Origin of the sequence: Algoriphagus sp. UBA3586 (genome assembly GCF_002376385.1) — a bacterium.
In the GTDB taxonomy this organism is placed as follows: domain Bacteria; phylum Bacteroidota; class Bacteroidia; order Cytophagales; family Cyclobacteriaceae; genus Algoriphagus; species Algoriphagus ornithinivorans.
In genome coordinates this window covers 42644-61901 of sequence record NZ_DFMT01000019.1, presented here as the reverse complement: position 1 = coordinate 61901, position 19258 = coordinate 42644, and the positions used below count along the sequence as shown (strand labels likewise).

Here is a 19258-nt window from a genome sequence, read left to right as displayed (position 1 = left end):
TCAAGCCTCTGAGCAGAAAATAAAATTTGAAATAATTTCCTACTTCTGCCATTTATCACTTTCCTATTGAAAAATGAGAGCCTATCCTTAAATTCCGCATAAAATGCTTTTATCATGATAAAAAACCTCACAAAAACTCTTTTTGTTTCCCTTTTACTCCTGCTGTCTCTAAGGCTGGCTGCTCAGGAGAAATCCATCCTTGATCAGCTTGAAGAAATTGCAATAGTGGATCAAAAGGTAATGATGCCCATGCGGGATGGAAATCGATTAGCGACGGATATTTATCGTCCAAAGGTAGATTACAAGGTACCCATCATTTTTTCAAGAACACCCTACAATTTCAATACTTATGGGGATGGTGAATTGAGAGAAAGAACTATGCAGTCTGCTTTGGAGTGGGTAAAAAAAGGCTACGCTTACGTGGTTCAGAATGAACGAGGAAGATTTTTCTCTGAAGGTGAATGGGATATACTCGGTACACCCTTGACAGATAGTTATGATGCTTTTGATTGGATGGCAAAGCAGGGATGGAGTAATGGGAAAATCGGAACCTTAGGCTGCTCCTCCACCGCCGAATGGCAGATGGCAGCAGCATCCTTGAATCACCCTGCACATGCAGCATTGGTTCCTCAAGGATTTGGGGCTGGCGTTGGAAGAATAGGAGAATATTTTGAGCAGGGAAATTGGTACAGAGGTGGCGCCGGTCAAATGCTTTTCACTGCTTGGCTTTATGGAACCCAGCATGATCCTTTGGCTCCGAGGCTTCAAAAAGGTATTGCTCAGGAAGATTTATTACGCTTGCAGCGCTTTTATGATATGGCCCCTGAGTACCCAAGAGTCAATTGGAAAGAAGCCCTTTCCCATCTTCCGATTCAAGACATTATTAATAATGTTAATGGTCCAAATGGGATTTATGAAGAAATGATCACCCGAAAGCCCAATGATGCTAGGTGGTATCAAGGCGGGTTATATCATGACGATATGCCGTTTGACAAACCGAGTTTCTGGTTTGTATCCTGGTATGATGTCTCTACCAGCCCCAACTTGGCATTATACAATCATGTTAGAAAAAATGCTGTTTCCCAAAAAGCCAGAGATAACCAATACTTAATCATTGCTCCGGTACTGCATTGCGCCTATACAAGAGCTACAGAAAACACGGTAGTTGGTGAAAGAAGTGTGGGTGATGCTCGATTGAATTATGATGAAATAATCACAGCCTGGTTTGATCTATGGCTGAAAAATGAAGACAAAGGCAAGATTGATTCCATGCCAAAAGTGACTTATTACACCATGGGTTCAAACAAGTGGCAGACTTCGGAGGTGTGGCCTCCTGCAAATGCAAAAATGACCACCTATTATTTAGACTCTAAAGGGAGTGCCAATACTAGAAATGGAGACGGTTTATTGTTAGCAAAGCTTCCCAAAACCGAAAATAAAGACACCTTTCAATATGACCCTATGAACCCAGTGAATTCCTACGGGGGAAATGTTTGCTGCACCGGAAATGCTGTTCAAGGTGGTTCCTTCGATCAATCCGAAATGGAATTGAGAGATGATATTTTGGTATATACCTCAGAACCATTGGCAGAGGGTGTAGAAATCTCCGGCTTTATCGAGAGCTTCCTTTACTTATCTTCTGATGTAAAAGATACAGATGTTACCATCAAATTAATCGATGTGTATCCGGACGGAAAAGCTTATAATCTGGATGAAACAATTCAGCGGGTAAGATATAGAGAAGGCTATGACAAGGAAGTCATGATGGAAAAAGGAAAGGTTTACGAAATCAAAATGACTCCAATGAGCACCTCCAATTATTTTGAAAAAGGCCATAGAATCAGAATTGAAGTGAGTAGCTCCAACTTCCCTAGATTCGACAGAAACCTAAATACAGGAGGTAATAATTATGATGAAAGTGAAGGACTCGTTGCCACTAACTCAATCCATCACGGCGGAGTTTATCCAAGCAGAATAGTATTGCCGATGATAAGATAAACCCAACTTTTCAAGAAAAAACTAAAGGAACCTTAATCGGTTCCTTATTTTATTAGAATTATTCAAGTAATAAATAAAATATTTACAATTTATATATGATTATATCCTTCTGTAATAATTTTTAAACTTTTACGAATACAGGGATTGATTTAACTTAAAAATTAATGATATTTCATTAATTAAAAATCAACCATATGTTTAAATCTTACAAACTTTTAATGATCCTACTTTTCCTATGGGGGCCAGTGGGATGGGCAAATGCTCAGTATACGATTTCAGGGACTGTCATTGATGACAGGACGGAAGAACCCTTAATTGGAGCAAATGTGCTAATCAAGGGAACAACAAGCGGTGCAATTACTGATTTGGACGGGAATTTTTCTCTCAATGTGCCGACAAGTCAGGATGCCAGGTTGGTAGTCTCCTCGATTGGCTACTTAAGTCAAGAAATCAGTGTTAACCCTAACATGGCAAGTCTTACCATCAGATTGAAACAAGATGCTACCAACTTGGAAGAAGTAGTCGTTACTGGACTTGCATCTTCTGTTAAAAGGAGTAATCTGGCGAATGCAGTTTCGACGGTTTCATCCCGAGACTTGACAGGGACTACGACCATTCAAACAACTGATGGTGCATTGTACGGTAAGGTAGCCGGCGCAACTATCAGATCGAATGGCGGTGCGCCAGGGGGTGGTTTATCAATTCAGCTTAGAGGTATATCAAGTCTTTCTGGGGCGTCCCAACCTTTAATCATTGTAGATGGAGTTTATATCAACAACGCGAGTCAAAGAACAGGGAGAGCAACTGTGTCTGGAGCTGGTGCAAGCAATCAAGATGATGGCTCGAACAGGTTAGCGGATTTGAATCCAGCAGACATTGAAACAATTGAAGTGCTAAAGGGGCCATCAGCTGCTGCTATCTACGGAACTCGCGCAAATGCAGGGGTAATAATCATCACCACCAAAAGAGGTGCTGAAGGAAGAACCACTGTTTCACTTTCTCAGGATGTGGGATTTGCTGAGCCGTTGAGACTATTGGGAGTGGATGATTGGAGCGAAGAAAAAATCAATTTCTTTTTCCCCGAATCACGAAGACCACTAGAGCTACAAAGATTCCGAGATGCTCAAGCATCCGGTAATTTTGTAGATTATGAAGACTTCTTTTATAATAATCAAGCAACTTTATTAAATACGAGAATCAATATTTCTGGAGGCAGTGAAAAGACCAAGTTTTTTGTGTCTGGAAATATTGTGGATGAAGAAGGTACTGTAAGAAACACCGGTTTTCAGAGGTACTCTATAAGAGCCAATATTGATCATAAAATCTCCAATAAAATAAAACTGGGAGTTTCTTCAAATTATATCCGATCTAATACAGATAGAGGCTTTACAGGAAACCAAAATAATACCGGAGCAAGTATAGGCTATAGCATTGCTTATGTTCCAAATTATTTTGATTTAAGAAGAAATGATGATGGCACTTATCCTGTCAATCCTTACTTCTCTGACAACCCTGTAGCTGTGACTGATCATGGGGTCAACAACTCTATGGTTAACCGATTTATTCAAGCCTTTACTTTAGATATTGATCTGTTAAAAACTGATAATAGCTTTTTAAAGGCACAAGTCGCAGGTGGTTTGGATTACTTGCAAAATTCAACTTTCATTTATTTACCAGAATTTTTGCAGTTCCAGAGGGCTCAGGCAAACCCAGGTGATATATTGAAGGGTAAGCAAGAAAGCTTTAATACAAACTTCCAGGCTGCATTGGTATATAATTGGAACTTGGGCAGAGTCAATATGAACTCTCAAACAGGATTAGTGAGATTAGATTTTCAGGAAAACTCACTATTCAATAGAGGAAGAGGATTAGTTCCTGGACAAACAAATTTGAGACAAGCAGCAATCCAGGAAATCAATCAAGAATTTGATCAAAGGGTACAGGAAGCGGGAGTTTTCCTTCAACAAGAAGCCAATTTTGAGGACAAAATCATTGGCACCGTCGGAGTAAGATGGGATAAATCCACACTAAATGGGAATCCTAACCAAGTATATGCTTTCCCGAAGGCTTCCTTAGCAATCAATGTGGCCAATTTTGATTTCTGGAATATCTCCAAAATCAATTTGTTGAAGCCAAGAATTGCTTATGGTGAAACAGCCGGACCTGTTGCCTTTGGTGCCACTTTCACTCCATTGAACGGAACTAATATTGGGGGACTTCTAGGATCTGTTGTATCAACTCAAATAGGCAACACCCAAATACTTCCTGAAACTGCAACTGAACTTGAATTCGGTGTCGATATGGGAATGTTTAATAGATATGGGAATGTTTAATAATAGAGTAAGCCTAGAGGCTACATATTATATTAAAAACACTCAAAACAATATTCAAAACTTGAATCTTTCGCCTTCCACAGGAGTAGTGACCACCCCTAGCAACGAGGCAGAACTTCAAAATAAAGGAATTGAATTAGGGCTTTCTGGAAATATCATTGAAAAAGCCAATTTCAAGTGGTTCTCAAGGGTACTTTACTGGAGAAACAGAATTGAAATGACACGTCTGGGCATCCCTACTTATCTAGCAGGCGCATTTGGATCTGCTTTGGGAACATTCCTATATGCAGAGGGGTACTCCCCTACCACAATTGTAGGTACTCCAGCGGACCCTAATGTTCCAGGTGGCTTTACTATATGGGGTAATTCACAACCGGATTTCAATATGTCATTCTTCAATACTTTGACTATTTATCGAGGTCTTGAATTCTCATTTTTAGTGGATTGGAGACAAGGTGGGGATAACATTAACCTAACATCATTCTTGACCGATAGCGGTGGCACTACAAATGGTTGGTTTAATGATGACAATAATGACGGCATTCCTAATGGAAGACAAAGGGGACCAGAACCTCACAATAACGCTGGAAGATGGGTGCAAGATGCAAGCTTTGTTAAAATCAGGGAAATCGGCCTATACTATGTAATCCCTCGCTCTACTATCAGCCAATGGTTTGGCAACAGTGTCCAAAACATCAGGGTAGGTGGATCGGTAAATAATGCTTTCCTATTTACCAAGTACGAAGGATATGACCCAGAAACTTCAACCTTTGGAGCTCAGGCTGTAGCCAACAATGTGGATATCGCTCCCTACCCTACCCCTAGGAGAGTTTTCTTTCATTTAACGATTGATTTTTAATCTATTACCATCATGAAGAATAACATAAAAAATATAGCAAAAATGATTGCAGTCGCAGGTTTAATTACTGCTTGTAATCCACTGCAATTAGATGATATACAAGACCCAAATAATCCTTCTATTGGATCTATATCAAATAATGCCTCAAGAGAGCAAATTCAATTTCTTGTAACGGGATTGGAGTCACGACACAGAGGCTATGTAACCAATATTTCACAAGCCTGGAATTGCTTTGGTAGGGAAATATGGTACCTCAATGCTTCAGATCCTCGCTTTCAAACAGATTGGCTTGGCCAAAACGGAAGAACTCCCGACAGGTCCTATTTTGGATTTGGGACAACAGGGGGTGGTTCTTGGGCAGTGCCATACCAGGCTATCAAGCAGGCTGATGTCCTGATTACAGCCGCAAACAATACAAATGCAATTCCTGAAAATGCAAAAAATGCAGTTAAAGGATTTGCAAAAACTATTCAGGGATATCAATTCATGATTCCTGCAAATTTTGTTTATCAAAATGGGATTAGAATTGATGTTTCTGACCCACTTAATCCGGGACCTTTTGTTTCCTATACCGAAGCTCTAGATGCCATCAAAGGCATTCTAGACCAAGGAGATCAAGATTTAGCAGCTGCAGGTTCAGGAAATTTCCCATATACTCTAACAAGAGGCTTTAATGGTTATAATACAATCTCCGGGTTGAGACAAGTTAATAGAGCTATCACAGCAAGATTAAATGCATATAGGAAAGATTGGCAAGGTGTTTTAACTGCTTTAGAAGGATCATTTATGAATTTGACTGGAGATTTAAATGCAGGACCATCCCATCCTTATGGGGCCTCTCCAGACATTTTCAATCCATTATTTTATGTTCCAAATGCTGCAGTGAATACTATCATTGCAGTGCATCCTTCGGTTCTAGATGATGCCACTCCCGGTGACCTGAGAGTTAGAAATAAGTTCTTCCAAAGAACAAACCCTGTAACGGTAACTACGGATGCAGGTGCTTTGGTAGGAACTCACCAGGATGCCAGATGGGCATCGAATGTAACCTCTATTCCATTTATAAAAAATGAGGAGCTTATACTGTTAAAAGCTGAAGCACATGCTAACTTGAACCAAACTAATCAAGCTGTTGAGGCTATTAATATCATTAGAAATGCTGCTGGTATTGGAAACTACTCAGGCGCTACAACTCAAGCCGCCTTAATTGATGAAATTCTTTATCAAAGAAGATACTCTCTTTGGGCAGAACCATGGGGTCATAGATGGATAGATGCTAGAAGATATGATAGATTGAATCAAATCCCGACCAGATATGATGGTGGCACAATCTTTACACAATTTCCTCATCCTCAAGCAGAGTTAAGTTGGGATCAATATAGCGGAAACTAAAAAAAATTAAACACCACTAATAGACCGGAGTTTGAACTCCGGTCTTTTTTTTAATTTCCAAGGTTTGATTTGCTTAGCTTTTACCTGACCATATCCCCAAAATCCCCTATTTTTGCCCTTTCATAAAAATCACCAGAGTTCATGTCTACGATTGCCAGCAAATACGATCCTGCATCAGCTGAATCCAAATGGTATTCCTACTGGATGGAGCACAAACTTTTCTCCTCCCAAATAGATCCCAACAAAGAGCCTTACACGATTGTGATCCCTCCACCCAATGTGACGGGGGTGCTACACATGGGCCATATGTTGAATAATACCATTCAGGATGTCTTGATTAGACGTGCTCGTATGCAGGGAAAAAATGCCTGCTGGGTTCCTGGAACTGACCATGCTTCCATCGCAACAGAAGCAAAAGTGGTCAACATGCTCAAAGAAAAAGGTATTGACAAAAAGTCTTTAACAAGAGAAGAGTTTTTGAAGTACGCTTGGGAATGGAAAGAAAAATATGGAGGCATCATCCTAGAACAACTCAAAAAACTAGGGGCTTCCTGTGATTGGGACAGAACTGCCTTCACCATGGACCCAGGTTTAAGTGACGCAGTTATCTCTGTTTTTGTAGACCTGTATAGAAAAGGCAAAATATATAGAGGAGTCCGAATGGTTAATTGGGACCCCAAGGGAAAGACTGCGCTTTCGGATGATGAGGTAATTACCAAAGAGATTGCTTCCAAACTTTACTATATCAAATACCAAATTGAAGGGAGTGCGAATGAATTTTTGACTATAGCGACTACCCGGCCTGAAACCATCATGGCTGATGTGGCTATTTGCATCAACCCTAACGATCCGAGATTCACCCATCTCAAAGGAAAAAAAGCCATCATCCCTCTAATCAATAGAGCTATTCCTATCATCGAAGATGAATATGTGGATATGGAATTTGGTACAGGCTGCCTGAAAGTAACCCCAGCTCACGATATCAATGATTATGAATTGGGAATCAAACATAAACTGGAAGTAATCGACATCCTCAATGACGACGGCACGCTCAACGAAAAAGCCCAAATTCTTGTAGGAGAAGATCGATTTATTGCCAGAAAGAAAATCGGGAAGATGCTGGAGGAAATCAACCAACTGGAAAAAGTTGAGGATTACAAATCCAACGTTGGTCATTCCGAAAGAACAGATGCGGTCATTGAGCCGAAGCTTTCTTTGCAGTGGTTTTTGAAAATGGAGGAAATAACTCAGCCTGCATTGAAATCAGTAATGGATGACGTGATCCAGCTTCATCCTCCCAAATTCAAAAACATGTATCGTGTTTGGATGGAGAATGTAAGGGATTGGTGTATTTCTCGCCAACTTTGGTGGGGACATCAGATTCCAGCCTTTTACCTTCCAAATGGGGAATTTGTAGTGGCTAAAACCAAAGAGGAGGCACTGGAAATTGCTCAGAAAGAATATGACTCCAAGTACACTTTGGCTGATTTAAAGCAAGATGAAGATGTATTGGATACCTGGTTCAGTTCATGGCTATGGCCTATTTCTGTATTTGATACAGATGTCTTTACTACCGGCAAACCAAATGAAGAACTGAAATATTATTATCCAACCAACGATTTGGTCACTGCTCCTGAAATCTTGTTCTTCTGGGTTGCTAGAATGATCATAGCAGGATATGAGTATTTGGGTGAAAAACCATTTAAAAATGTATACCTAACAGGGATCGTTAGAGATAAATTGGGTAGAAAAATGTCCAAATCATTGGGCAATTCTCCTGATCCTCTGGAACTCATTGCTCAGTATGGTGCAGATGGAGTTCGAACCGGAATGTTGTTTTCTTCTCCAGCAGGAAATGATTTACCTTACGATGATAAGTTGGTAGAGCAGGGAAGAAACTTTGCCAACAAAATCTGGAATGCCTTTAGGTTGGTTAAAGGATGGGAAATCGATCCCAAATTGGATGGTTCAGTGAATTCATCCTCCATTGAATGGTTTGAGAACCGATTCAATCAGGCCTTGGCCGAAATCAATGACCATTTCGAGAAATTCAGAATTTCAGATGCCTTGATGACTACCTACAAATTGGTTTGGGGAGACTTCTGCTCTTGGTATCTGGAGATGATCAAACCGGAATATCAAAAACCAATCGATCAGGCTACCTACAATAAGACCATAGAATTATTTGAAGATATCTTAAAAATACTTCATCCTTTCATGCCATTTATATCCGAAGAAATATGGCATCAAATTAAAGAAAGAAGTGTAGAAGATTCTTTGATACTTGCAGAATGGCCAGAGGTAAAATCCTTCAATACCAAGATTACAGAAGAAGCAGCACAGATTTTTGAGGTAGTCTCCCAAATCAGAAATTTAAGGGCCTCCAAAGGCATGTCTCCAAAAGAAGCTTTGGACCTGAGTATTAATACTCAAAGACCAGAACTTTATACCAGATTTCAGGCTGTATTAGAAAAGTTAGCCAATCTATCTTCGCTTAACTTCGCATCCAAAGTGGAAAATGCCATGAGTTTTGTGGTGAAGGCAGATGAGTGCTTTGTTCCTATGGGTGACAGCATTGATGTGGAAGAGGAAAAAGCCGCTATCCAAAAAGAATTGGAATACACCAAAGGATTTTTGAATTCGGTGATGAAGAAGCTGAGCAATGAGCGTTTTGTAGCCGGCGCACCTGCCCAAGTCGTGGAAAATGAAAAGAAAAAACAGGCTGATGCTGAGGCAAAAATCAAAGCTTTGGAAGAAAGTCTAGAAAAATTAGGCTGATTGATTCTGATCAGATAGTAAATGTAAATGCTCCCGGAAACATTAAATTCCGGGAGCATTTTTTTATTATTCCAAAAACCGAACAGTAAGTTTATTTCACTACAAATTGAAATCGAGCTGCTTGAATATGCACCGTTATCTCTTCTGGCTGACCTTTTAACTCTCCATCAATTTGAAAATTAACTTGGTCCAAATTTTCGATTTTACAGGAGTCCAACTTCCATATTTTCATGGATTCCCCGATTGGTGTTTCGCCTGATACCAAGCTTTTACCAACTTCAAAAAGATGCTCTAAACGCTCCACATCCAGCGTAATCAATTCAAACTTTCCATCATCCAAACTTCCTCCAGGATTGACAATCGCGCCCGTTCCAAATCTATCTCCATTGGCTATCAGAAGCATCCTCGTAGAAACCTCCCAATTTTCATCTTTGGTTTTGATCAGATAGCGGTAAGGCTCTGTTTCAAAAATTTGGGAAAAAGAGCTTTTAATATATCCCATCATCCCCCTTGTCCCCTGCTCTTCAAATTTTTCAATCAAATTGGCATTGAATCCAAAATCTGCCAAATGCAAGCAAAGCTCTCCATTGATATCAATGCCATCCACATTTTTCACCTTTAATTGGCGTAGAGCCTCCAAGCCATCTTCCAATAAATCGATTCCCAAGCATTTGGCCAAGCCATTCGCTGAGCCTAATGGTAAAATTGCGATAGGCAATTGAGTTTGAAGAGATTCTGCTACCAACTTGACTGTTCCATCACCTCCTGCAACTAACAATAAACTTGGATTATGCTTATTGATCTCTTGCCGGATTTTGTCGGCATCATTTTCACCTGTTGTCTGAAAAACTGATAATTCAGCTTGATTCAAATGCATTGCTATCCTTTCTGTCAATTCTTCCAAACTGATAGGATCACTTCCGGATTTTGGATTAAAAATTAATAATGCCTTTTGGTCCATTTTTAAATAATTTGAAGCTTCTCAGCCAATGAAATCGCCTCTTGTGTAGATTGTATAAAATGAAAGTCAAGCTCCTCTTCCATCTCCCTTCTTTCTGGAGACTCAGAATGTTTAGGGTGAATTTCACGAATAAAAACCGCCATGACTCTTTGAGGATATTCATGACAAATTTCTGCATAAATTTCCGGATCATGCTGTCCCGAATCTCCTATCAAAATGAATTTCATCTCAGGAAAAAATCTTAAAAGAAAATGAATTTTCTCCAACTTATGCTGATGACTTCCACCACCGGATTTCCAGATGTTTTTCAAATTGATATGCTTGTCTTTCAGTAAAATCGGACCTAATGGAATATTCCTAAATTGAAGAAAATCCCGTATCAAATCAAATAAGGACCAGTCACTACTGGATACATAAAACATTTCATACCCCTTTTCCCTGACCATTTTTTGATAAAATTCAGAGACCCCTGGAAAAGGTCTTCGAGTATAGGCATTTTTGGAAACAGATAACCAAAACTTCTTACCAATTGCAGTAGCATGAGATATCAAGATTGTATCATCAATATCTGAAATCAGTCCCAGCTTTTTCTCAATTTTTTGAATCTCCATTTCTGAATCATCACAATTCCAATCTGGGTCCTCTGGTTGTACAGACATCATGACTGTTCTCTCTTCATGAAAAGGTAAGAAGCATTCAAAAACACCCTCATCATCGGTACGGACCCTTTCAATTTTCTCTCCTACCTTCACTTCAACCCAAACTCCGGGAATACTGCTGACAGAATACCTTCTAATAGTTGCTAAAATATTCTTGAGAGGATTGTTTTTAGCTCTTGGCCTACTTTGCTTATACGCAGAGATGACTCTTCCTTTTACAAAAAGTTCCTGTCCATTACTTACTGCCAAAAAAGGTTCAACTTGAATTTTATCCAGTTTCCCGATCCACCGGGTAATTACATTCCAAAAAGCCATGTCAATAAGATAATCGAAAGAGGGGAAAAGAAAAAGCCGGGAGAAATTTCCCGGCCTCAATTTAATGTTTCCAATCGTAGCTATCCATTTGTTCCAAACAGGCCACCAAGAGTGATATAGAATCGGCTATATCTTTTTTATGTGCCATTTCTATCACTTGATGCAAGTGTCTGGTAGGAATGGAAATCGCTCCGGCAATTGCCCCTTGCTTACCCATTCTTTGTACTCCGGCAGTATCCGTACCCCCAGCTGTTAAAATTTCTGGCTGCCAGGTAATCTTCTCTTTATCAGCAGTCTGTTTCATAAACTCAACCATTCTATAATCACAAATGGTCATAGCATCCATAATTTTAATAGCAGTTCCTTTTCCCAATTCGGTAACCTTTTCATGCGCCTGCGCTCCAGGCACATCAAATGCAATGGTAGTATCTAAGGCTATTCCAAAATCAGGATTGATTCCATGAGCAGCAACATTAGCACCTCGGATACCCACCTCTTCTTGAACTGTAAAAGTGGCATACACATCATAAGCGGGATTTTTCAACTTTTTCAGTGCTTCGATCAGGATAAACACAGCCACCCGGTTATCTATAGACTTACAATTGACACAGTCCCCCATCTCAATGAGTTCTCTGTCTCTGGTCACTGGGTCCCCTACTGATATGTATTTTTCCACCTCCTCTTTTGGCATTCCCAAATCAATGAAAAAATCTGTGGTTTTAGGAAGTTTATTTCGTTCTTCCTGGCTCATCACATGAATAGGCTTACTTCCCATAACACCAATCAGGTCTTTTTTTCCATGTACAATTACCCTTTGAGCAGTTAAGGTTTTTGGATCAAAACCGCCAAGTGTATGGAATCTCAAAAATCCATTATCATCAATATGCGTAACAATAAAACCAATCTCATCCATGTGCGCAGCCACCATCACTCTTTTGCCGTCAGGATTTTTCTTACCCTTTTTAACTGCTATGACATTGCCCAGATTATCGACTTTGACTTCATCAGCTAATGGTGTCACCAACTCAATCACTAAATCCCTCACACGCTTTTCAAACCCGGGTGCACCTGCGATTTCGCAGATTTGTTTTAAAAGTTTAACGTTTACGTCCATTTCTCTTTATTAAATAGTCTTTCAAATACTCAATATATAAAACACAAAAGGCGCAAAGTGTTAGCTCTGCGCCTAGGTAAATATTTCTTTGTTTTAATATGCTCTGACTGTCTTACCTTCCATGAAATTAACAAAAGCTCTGTTCACCACTCTTGTTCCTCCTGTAGTAGGATAATCTCCGGTGAAGTACCAATCACCTATATGATTTGGAGTGCACTTGTGTAGATTTTCTACTGTTTGGTAAATCACCTTAACCTCCGCCTTGATTTCTGGTGTTGTGACGATCTCAGCGATTTTATCAGATACTTCCTGATCTGCGAATGATTCATAGATGCGCTTCACAAAATTCTCTGGCCCAAGAGGGTTGGCGATGCAAGCCTCATATGTCTCATCCAGGATATTCTCCAATTTTCTCTCTTTCAGCAATGCCAAGGCAGCTCTGAAGGCGATAAATTCCTTCATTCTTGACATATCAATTCCATAACAATCCGGGAATCTGATCTGAGGAGCGGAGGAAACAATGATAATACGCTTAGGACTTAATTTATCAAGGGTGGTCAGAATACTTTTTTCCAAAGTAGTACCTCTTACTATACTATCATCAATCACAACCAAGGTATCAACTCCAGGTTTGATCACTTCATAAGTAGTATCATATACTGAGGAGACCATCACGTCCCTATCGTCATCATTGGTAATGAAGGTTCTAAGCTTGACATCTTTGGAAACCAGTTTCTCAACCCTCGGACGGAAGTTCAATAATTCTTCCAGGTCACCCATATGAGGCTTCCCTTCCAAAAAGACCTCTTTTCTTTTTGCAACCAAATAATCCTCTAAACCTTCAATCATACCCAAGAAGGCAGTTTCTGCGGTATTGGGAATGTAAGAGAAAACGGTGTTTTTCAGGTCAAAATCAATTGCCTTCAAAATCTGAGGAATCAAAGCTTTCCCTAAGCTCTTTCTTTCCTGATAGATATCCGGATCAGTTCCTCTTGAAAAATAAATCCGCTCAAAGGAGCAGGATTTTTTCTCTCTGGCAGGCATTACCTCTGATTCCGCGTAAGACCCGTCTTTATTAATTACCAAGGCATGACCCGGTTGAATTTCTTTGATCGCTTTGAAATCAATGTCAAATGCCGATTTGATTGCAGGCTTTTCTGATGCTACCACGATCACTTCATCATCTGCATAATAATAAGCAGGTCGAATTCCCGAAGGATCACGTACAACAAAGGATGAACCGTTTCCAATTAAGCCAGCCATTGCGTATCCTCCATCGAAATCCCTGCAGGAACGTCGAAGAATTCTCGCGACATCCAATTCATTTTCAATCACATGTGTGATTTGCTCATTGGAGTATTGATGCTTGTATTTGTCGAAAATCCTCTGGTTTTCCTCATCCAAAAAGTGACCGATTTTCTCCATAACAGTAACGGTATCAGTCTTCTCTTTAGGATGCTGTCCCAGCTGAACCAATTTCCCGAAAAGCTCCTCCACATTTGTCATGTTGAAGTTACCGGCCATTACCAAGTTTCGGCTTCTCCAGTTATTTTGCTTCAAAAATGGGTGGCAAGTTTCAATTGAATTCTCGCCGTGTGTTCCGTATCGAAGATGGCCTAACCAAACTTCCCCGGTAAAGGCAATATTTTCTTTCAGCCATTCTGCATCACTAAGTGCATCATGACCTCCTATCTTTTTGGCCTTTTTATACTTCTTGTTGATTTTGTCAAAAATAAAATTGACAGCTGAGGGCTCTACAGACCTATATCTGGAAATGTATCGAGTACCTGGTTGCGTGTCAATTTTAACATTGGCTACTCCGGCACCGTCTTGTCCTCTGTTGATCTGTTTTTGCATCAGCACATACATCCTGTTGGATGCGTAGGCTGCAGTCCCATATTTATCGATGTAATATTGGGGAGACTTGCGGAGCCTGATCATTGCTATGCCGCACTCGTGTTTGATAGCGTCGCTCATTACCTGGGCTTGAGTTTATTTTGACAATTCAAAGTTACAGGTTTTTAGAAGATAATTTGGATTAAAAAAGTTCGGTTTTGATAAAACAGGTTTTTCTTTTTGACTTGTAACAAATACTTACTTTTTCGTAGGTGTTTTTAAGAGGTTTTTAGGTCATTTTGCCCTTGAACTCCCCAGGAAATATTGTGGAATCTAAACCGAAAACAGCCTTGAGACTATTTTTTGGCACATGGCATAGGAATCGCACTAACACAATCAAGCTGATATAGATTCAGCCATCGGATCCGGAAACCGATTTTATAATTATTCAAACCAACATATGAGATCTATCTCGAGGAAATAATCATCTCTGATCAGGATTTTTATTCTCCAATTGAGATATCCCATAACCACTTAAACTATCACAATTATGAAAAAGTCAATTTTAATCGCCGCAGTTTTAATGTCTGGAGTAGCAATGGCGGCACCAGTTGCAAACACTAACTTCAGCCCAATAGCTACCGAAATTCAGGAAGCTAAAGTAAAAATCGAACCAGATGCTCTGCCAGAGCCTGTAAAAACAGCAATAGCAAATGATGCTTCAGTCAGCAGCCTGACCATTTCCGAGGCTTGGCAATGGGCAACTCCAGAAGGAACTTACCAATTCAAAGTTGTCTTCGATAATGGAACTGAAGACAAACTTTCTAAGAAATATGACCAAGAAGGGAATGAAATAAAAGGATAAGTTGCTTTCCCCGATTAATTTAAAAGCATCAGATACTTATCTGGTGCTTTTTTTGTTTTAGCTATGCCAACTAGTTGGACTACAAAAAACCTTTTCTGTATAAAACTATTTTCGGATTCTTGCCTCTTTTGCAAAATCCATTTGATCATCGAAAACGTAATACAAAAGATGAAGAAGATACTATTGGTAGAAGACGATTTGACCTACTCCAGAATCGTCAAGACATTTTTGGAAAAAAACGGATTTGCTGTAGAAGCATCCACCAAAGTAAAGGAAGCTCAGAATATCCTAAACTCAGGAAAATTTGATCTGATTATAGCAGATTTCAGGCTTCCTGATGGAACCGGAATGGAACTGCTCCAATGGTCAAAAAAGGAATTTCCTCAAACCCAAGTAATTCTGATTACACATTATTCTGACATCAGGATCGCGATCAAAGCTATGAAACTGGGAGCATTCGAATACATCACCAAGCCAATTAACCCAGATGAACTTCTAGCTACTGTCAATGAGTCCTTGTCCAGTAAATCCAAGGCACCAGAAGCTATAAGTGATGAAGCTTCCCCTTCCAAGCCAAATCAAAAATCTGGAAGTTCACCCTCTACCAATTTTTATGTCGCGGGGACATCTCCAGAATCTGAAAAACTGGAAAAGCATATCCAATTGGTGGCCCCAACAGATTTGAGCGTATTGATTTTGGGGGAAACAGGGACCGGCAAGGAATTTATATCTCGAAGAATCCATGAGCAGTCGGAAAGAAGAAACGGACCATTTATAGCAATTGATTGTGGTGCTCTTCCCAAAGATTTGGCAGGAAGCGAGCTATTCGGCCATGTAAAGGGGGCATTTACCGGTGCATTAGATAATAAAACTGGGCATTTCGAAGCTGCTCATGGAGGAACCATTTTCCTGGACGAAGTGGGTAATTTAAGCTATGAGGTTCAGATTCAATTGTTAAGAGCAATCCAAGAAAGAACCATCCGAAAAATCGGTGGCAATAAGGAAATTAATATCAATGTCAGAATCATTGCAGCGACTAACGAGAACTTATTATTACAAGCCGGAGAAGGTCAATTCCGGGAGGATTTATATCATAGACTCAATGAGTTTACACTTCATGCAATTCCTCTGAGAAGAAGAAAAGAAGACTTGGAGATCTTTGCTGAGCATTTTCTGGAAGAAAGCAATCAGCGCATGAATAAATCTGTCAAAGGATTTACTTCTGAAGTATGGGAAATCTTCTTGGGCTATGACTGGCCTGGAAACCTGAGAGAATTTAAAAATATTATCCAAAGGGCTGTCTTATTAACCACAGGACCTTTGGTAGAAAAAGAAGCATTGCCTGCCGATTTGAATAATCCTGAATTTGCCTTCAGTTCCAATAGACCAAGTAATACCATGAATCAGGCTCAGGATTTACCTTCTCCAAGAGATTACAAAAGCCAGTGGATTGAGCAGGAAAAAGAATTAATCCAGCAAGTGCTTCAGGACACGAAGTATAATAAATCAAAGACTGCCCGAATTCTCAAAATGGATAGAAAAACCCTTTATAGCAAAATGGAAAAATATGGGCTGAATTAAGAAGCAACGGGGGCTTTGGATTCGATCACTTTGGAAAGTTCTTCTAAAAGCTCCCGAATTTTCTCTTCGAGTTCAACCAACTGATTATTTATACCCTGCTGATTTCCAAGCTTCAATTTATTTTCAATTTTTCTAGCCAAGTCCCCTGACTCGGATTTTATTTGGCCCAATCTGCTTCCCAGCTGATGGCAAATTTCCAAAATCACCTCATAGCGCTCATTAAGTCTAGCTTTCTGAAGCTGTTCCATGTTTTTCCTGGATTCCTGAATCAGGTCTTTTAAAATATCTTTCAGCAAAGCATCATCCCCCATACAAAATTTATTGAGGTCCCTTAAATCAAAAAGGGAGGTTTCGACGGGCTTTTCTTGTTGATCCTCATTTTTAATCTCGTGGACAGCTTCAGGAAACAGTCTTCCTAAAACCAAAACCAAAGCTTTTTCCTGAAATGGCTTGAACAAAATATCACTAAACCCACGCTTAAACATCTTTTCTTTCTCTTCTACAAAGACATTGGCCGTCATCGCCAGTACGGGCTGACCCTTATAGCTAGCGTGATTTTTAAGCATATCAATCACATCAAATCCTGAAAATTCAGGCATCTGAATATCCAAAATAGCCAAATCGAAATCCAATCCTTCAAAACTATCACGGAATGAAGCTCCTCCTTCATAGAGGACAGTTGTAGCTCCAAAATAGCTGAGAATCTGTGATAAATATTGAATACCCACCGGATCATCGTCCACCAGCAAGACTTTCTTGCCAGTCAAATCCAGCCCAAACTTCTGATCATAAATAGGTTTATTCTGAGGAGCTTCCACTGCTTCCATGGGAAGAATTACCTTCATACAGGTTCCTTTATTCTCCTCGCTCTGAGCCTCTATACTTCCCCCCATTAAAGTGGTCAATCTATGTACAATTGCCAATCCTAATCCCGTTCCTCCATATTTTCTGGAAATGGAGGTGTCAGCCTGATCAAATTCTCTAAATACCTTGGAAAGTACTTCTTCGCTCATTCCTATGCCGCTGTCCTCGACCTCCACAGTTAGGGTATCCTCTCCCCACTGTACCCGAACCTCAATCCAGCCATTAGAAGTAAACTTAAATGCATTACTCAATAAATTATTGGCAATCTGCTTCAACCTTAATTGGTCCCCCAGCAACCATTGATTGGATGGCAATTGAATACTCCATCTGAAATCCAGATTTTTCTCTTGGGCTTTAAGATCAAAAAAGTCTTGAAGGGAAGAGAATAGTGATTCAGGATCAAAAGCTTCTTTTTCCAATTTCAACTTTCCTGCTTCCAGCTTAGAAAAATCCAGAACCTCATCTACAATTTCCATCAAGGTCTCGGAAGCAAAGCCAATCATTTTCAATTGTGATTTTTGTCTCTCATCCAATTGACTCTTCTCCAAAACAGATCTATACCCCTGGATTACATGAAGCGGATTGCGGATTTCATGACTCATATTGGCCAAAAACTCCTGTTTAGATCTAGCTAGTTGTTCTGATTTTTGTCTGGACGCTTCTAGATTTTCCTGATATTGACGGTTGATTTTTATCTCTTTCAAGATAGAGTATACCATAAAGCCACTGCCAATTACGGCCAGAACCACGATCACAATTAAGAAAAATGTCACATCGTAGGCTAAACTGTAGGCTTCACTGTTTTTTTCCTCAGACTCTTCTAAAATTCTTTTTTGCAAAACTCCCAACAGTCCCTGAATAGTGGAAATCACTTCACTTTGCTTGATAGAAAGATCAGTTTCCATCTGTGCCAAGTTCTGTCTTTGCCTACTTTCTTCCCGGTAAATCTGATTGATAACCGCTCGGATGTTGTATAAAATACTATCCAAAGTACTGGATCCTGGAGCAGCACTTCCCTTCGAATTCTGATTGATGAACCCCAGTAGTTTATCAATTTCCGGCGATTTGGCGATCTGTGGAGAGGTAGGATTGATCTTACCCACACTATTTTTTCCCGCACTGATAGGCGCCACTGAGGAGGTCTGCCTCAACTCATTGATAATGGCATCTCTAGGGTTTAATTGTTGGAGAGGTTGATTTTCCAAAATCTCCGCTCTTCTTCTGATGCCGATCTCTACTTTTTTGAGTGCCTCTCTTGAAAAATTCCTATTAGCTAGATTACTTTTTACTTCGTATAGGTTTTCATACCCCTGAATCAAAGAAACTAAATTTGCCCGGATCAATCGAACCTCTGTTAGTTCAGAGGTATCAGCTGCCAATGATTCCAAAATGTCCAGTTTGGACTCCAGAAAATTCAAGGTGGAGTCTTTGATTCTAAAATCTCCTTCAGGGCCTAATCGCTCTATTTGAGTGATTTGGATAATTTCTGCCTGAAGTTCATTGAGTGTATTGAGCTTTTGGTTGGGTTCGGAGAGTTGCCCCATTGTCGCCAAAAGTCGATTCAGGGTATAATAAGTTAACCCTGCTACTCCTATCAGAAAAATAGCAGCTAAAAAGAAGCCGATAATCACTTTCCCGGCTGTTATAACATTGGGCGTTTTTTTAGTCATAGCTCGCCCTTAAAGACCAAGAACTATTCCAGA

General features: G+C 39.9%; 10 protein-coding genes and 1 pseudogene. 6 read left to right on the top strand and 5 right to left on the bottom strand.

The window, feature by feature from the left end:
• Positions 1 to 114: 114 nt before the first annotated feature.
• The 4 genes and pseudogenes from B2906_RS07270 to B2906_RS07255 all read left to right on the top strand — a co-directional run bounded on the left by B2906_RS07270 (position 115) and on the right by B2906_RS07255 (position 9360).
• Entirely contained in the window at positions 115 to 1998 is a 1884-nt protein-coding gene (locus B2906_RS07270) for a CocE/NonD family hydrolase (protein ID WP_219958230.1), read from the top strand.
• A gap of 194 nt (positions 1999 to 2192) precedes the next feature.
• Positions 2193 to 5190 (top strand): annotated as a pseudogene (locus B2906_RS07265) (SusC/RagA family TonB-linked outer membrane protein).
• 12 nt (positions 5191 to 5202) lie between these two features.
• Positions 5203 to 6582 (top strand): RagB/SusD family nutrient uptake outer membrane protein, encoded by a 1380-nt coding sequence (locus B2906_RS07260; RefSeq protein ID WP_255590512.1) that lies wholly within the window; start codon positions 5203 to 5205, stop codon positions 6580 to 6582.
• 141 nt (positions 6583 to 6723) lie between these two features.
• Entirely contained in the window at positions 6724 to 9360 is a 2637-nt protein-coding gene (locus B2906_RS07255; RefSeq protein ID WP_286936576.1) for a valine--tRNA ligase, read from the top strand.
• A 91-nt stretch (positions 9361 to 9451) separates the two neighbouring features.
• Here the strand turns inward: B2906_RS07255 and B2906_RS07250 are convergent, their stop codons facing one another.
• The 4 genes from B2906_RS07250 to B2906_RS07235 all read right to left on the bottom strand — a co-directional run bounded on the left by B2906_RS07250 (position 9452) and on the right by B2906_RS07235 (position 14386).
• The gene (locus B2906_RS07250; protein ID WP_219958227.1) at positions 9452 to 10321 is read right to left on the bottom strand and encodes a diacylglycerol/lipid kinase family protein; all 870 of its coding nucleotides are present in this window, start codon (positions 10319 to 10321) and stop codon (positions 9452 to 9454) included.
• A gap of 2 nt (positions 10322 to 10323) precedes the next feature.
• Positions 10324 to 11295 carry an App1 family protein gene (locus B2906_RS07245; protein ID WP_219958226.1) on the bottom strand — a complete coding sequence of 324 codons (972 nt, stop codon included), beginning with the start codon at positions 11293 to 11295 and terminating at the stop codon, positions 10324 to 10326.
• Positions 11296 to 11356: 61 nt separating this feature from the next.
• Complete coding sequence (locus tag B2906_RS07240) at positions 11357 to 12409, bottom strand: M42 family metallopeptidase (protein WP_219958225.1); 1053 nt, start codon at positions 12407 to 12409, stop codon at positions 11357 to 11359.
• Between the two features lie 93 nt (positions 12410 to 12502).
• A complete protein-coding gene (locus B2906_RS07235; RefSeq protein WP_219958224.1) occupies positions 12503 to 14386 on the bottom strand; it encodes an amidophosphoribosyltransferase in 1884 nt (627 codons plus the stop codon).
• A 409-nt stretch (positions 14387 to 14795) separates the two neighbouring features.
• Between B2906_RS07235 and B2906_RS07230 the strand changes: the two genes are divergently transcribed.
• On the top strand, positions 14796 to 15110 hold the full coding sequence (locus B2906_RS07230; RefSeq protein WP_219958223.1) for a hypothetical protein: 315 nt from the start codon (positions 14796 to 14798) through the stop codon (positions 15108 to 15110).
• A 168-nt stretch (positions 15111 to 15278) separates the two neighbouring features.
• The gene (locus B2906_RS07225) at positions 15279 to 16691 is read left to right on the top strand and encodes a sigma-54-dependent transcriptional regulator (protein WP_286936564.1); all 1413 of its coding nucleotides are present in this window, start codon (positions 15279 to 15281) and stop codon (positions 16689 to 16691) included.
• On the opposite strand, the gene B2906_RS07220 is transcribed toward B2906_RS07225, so the two are convergent.
• Entirely contained in the window at positions 16688 to 19225 is a 2538-nt protein-coding gene (locus B2906_RS07220) for a hybrid sensor histidine kinase/response regulator (RefSeq protein ID WP_286936561.1), read from the bottom strand. The two genes, B2906_RS07225 and B2906_RS07220, sit on opposite strands and share 4 nt — an antisense overlap.
• Between the last annotated feature and the right edge of the window lie 33 nt (positions 19226 to 19258).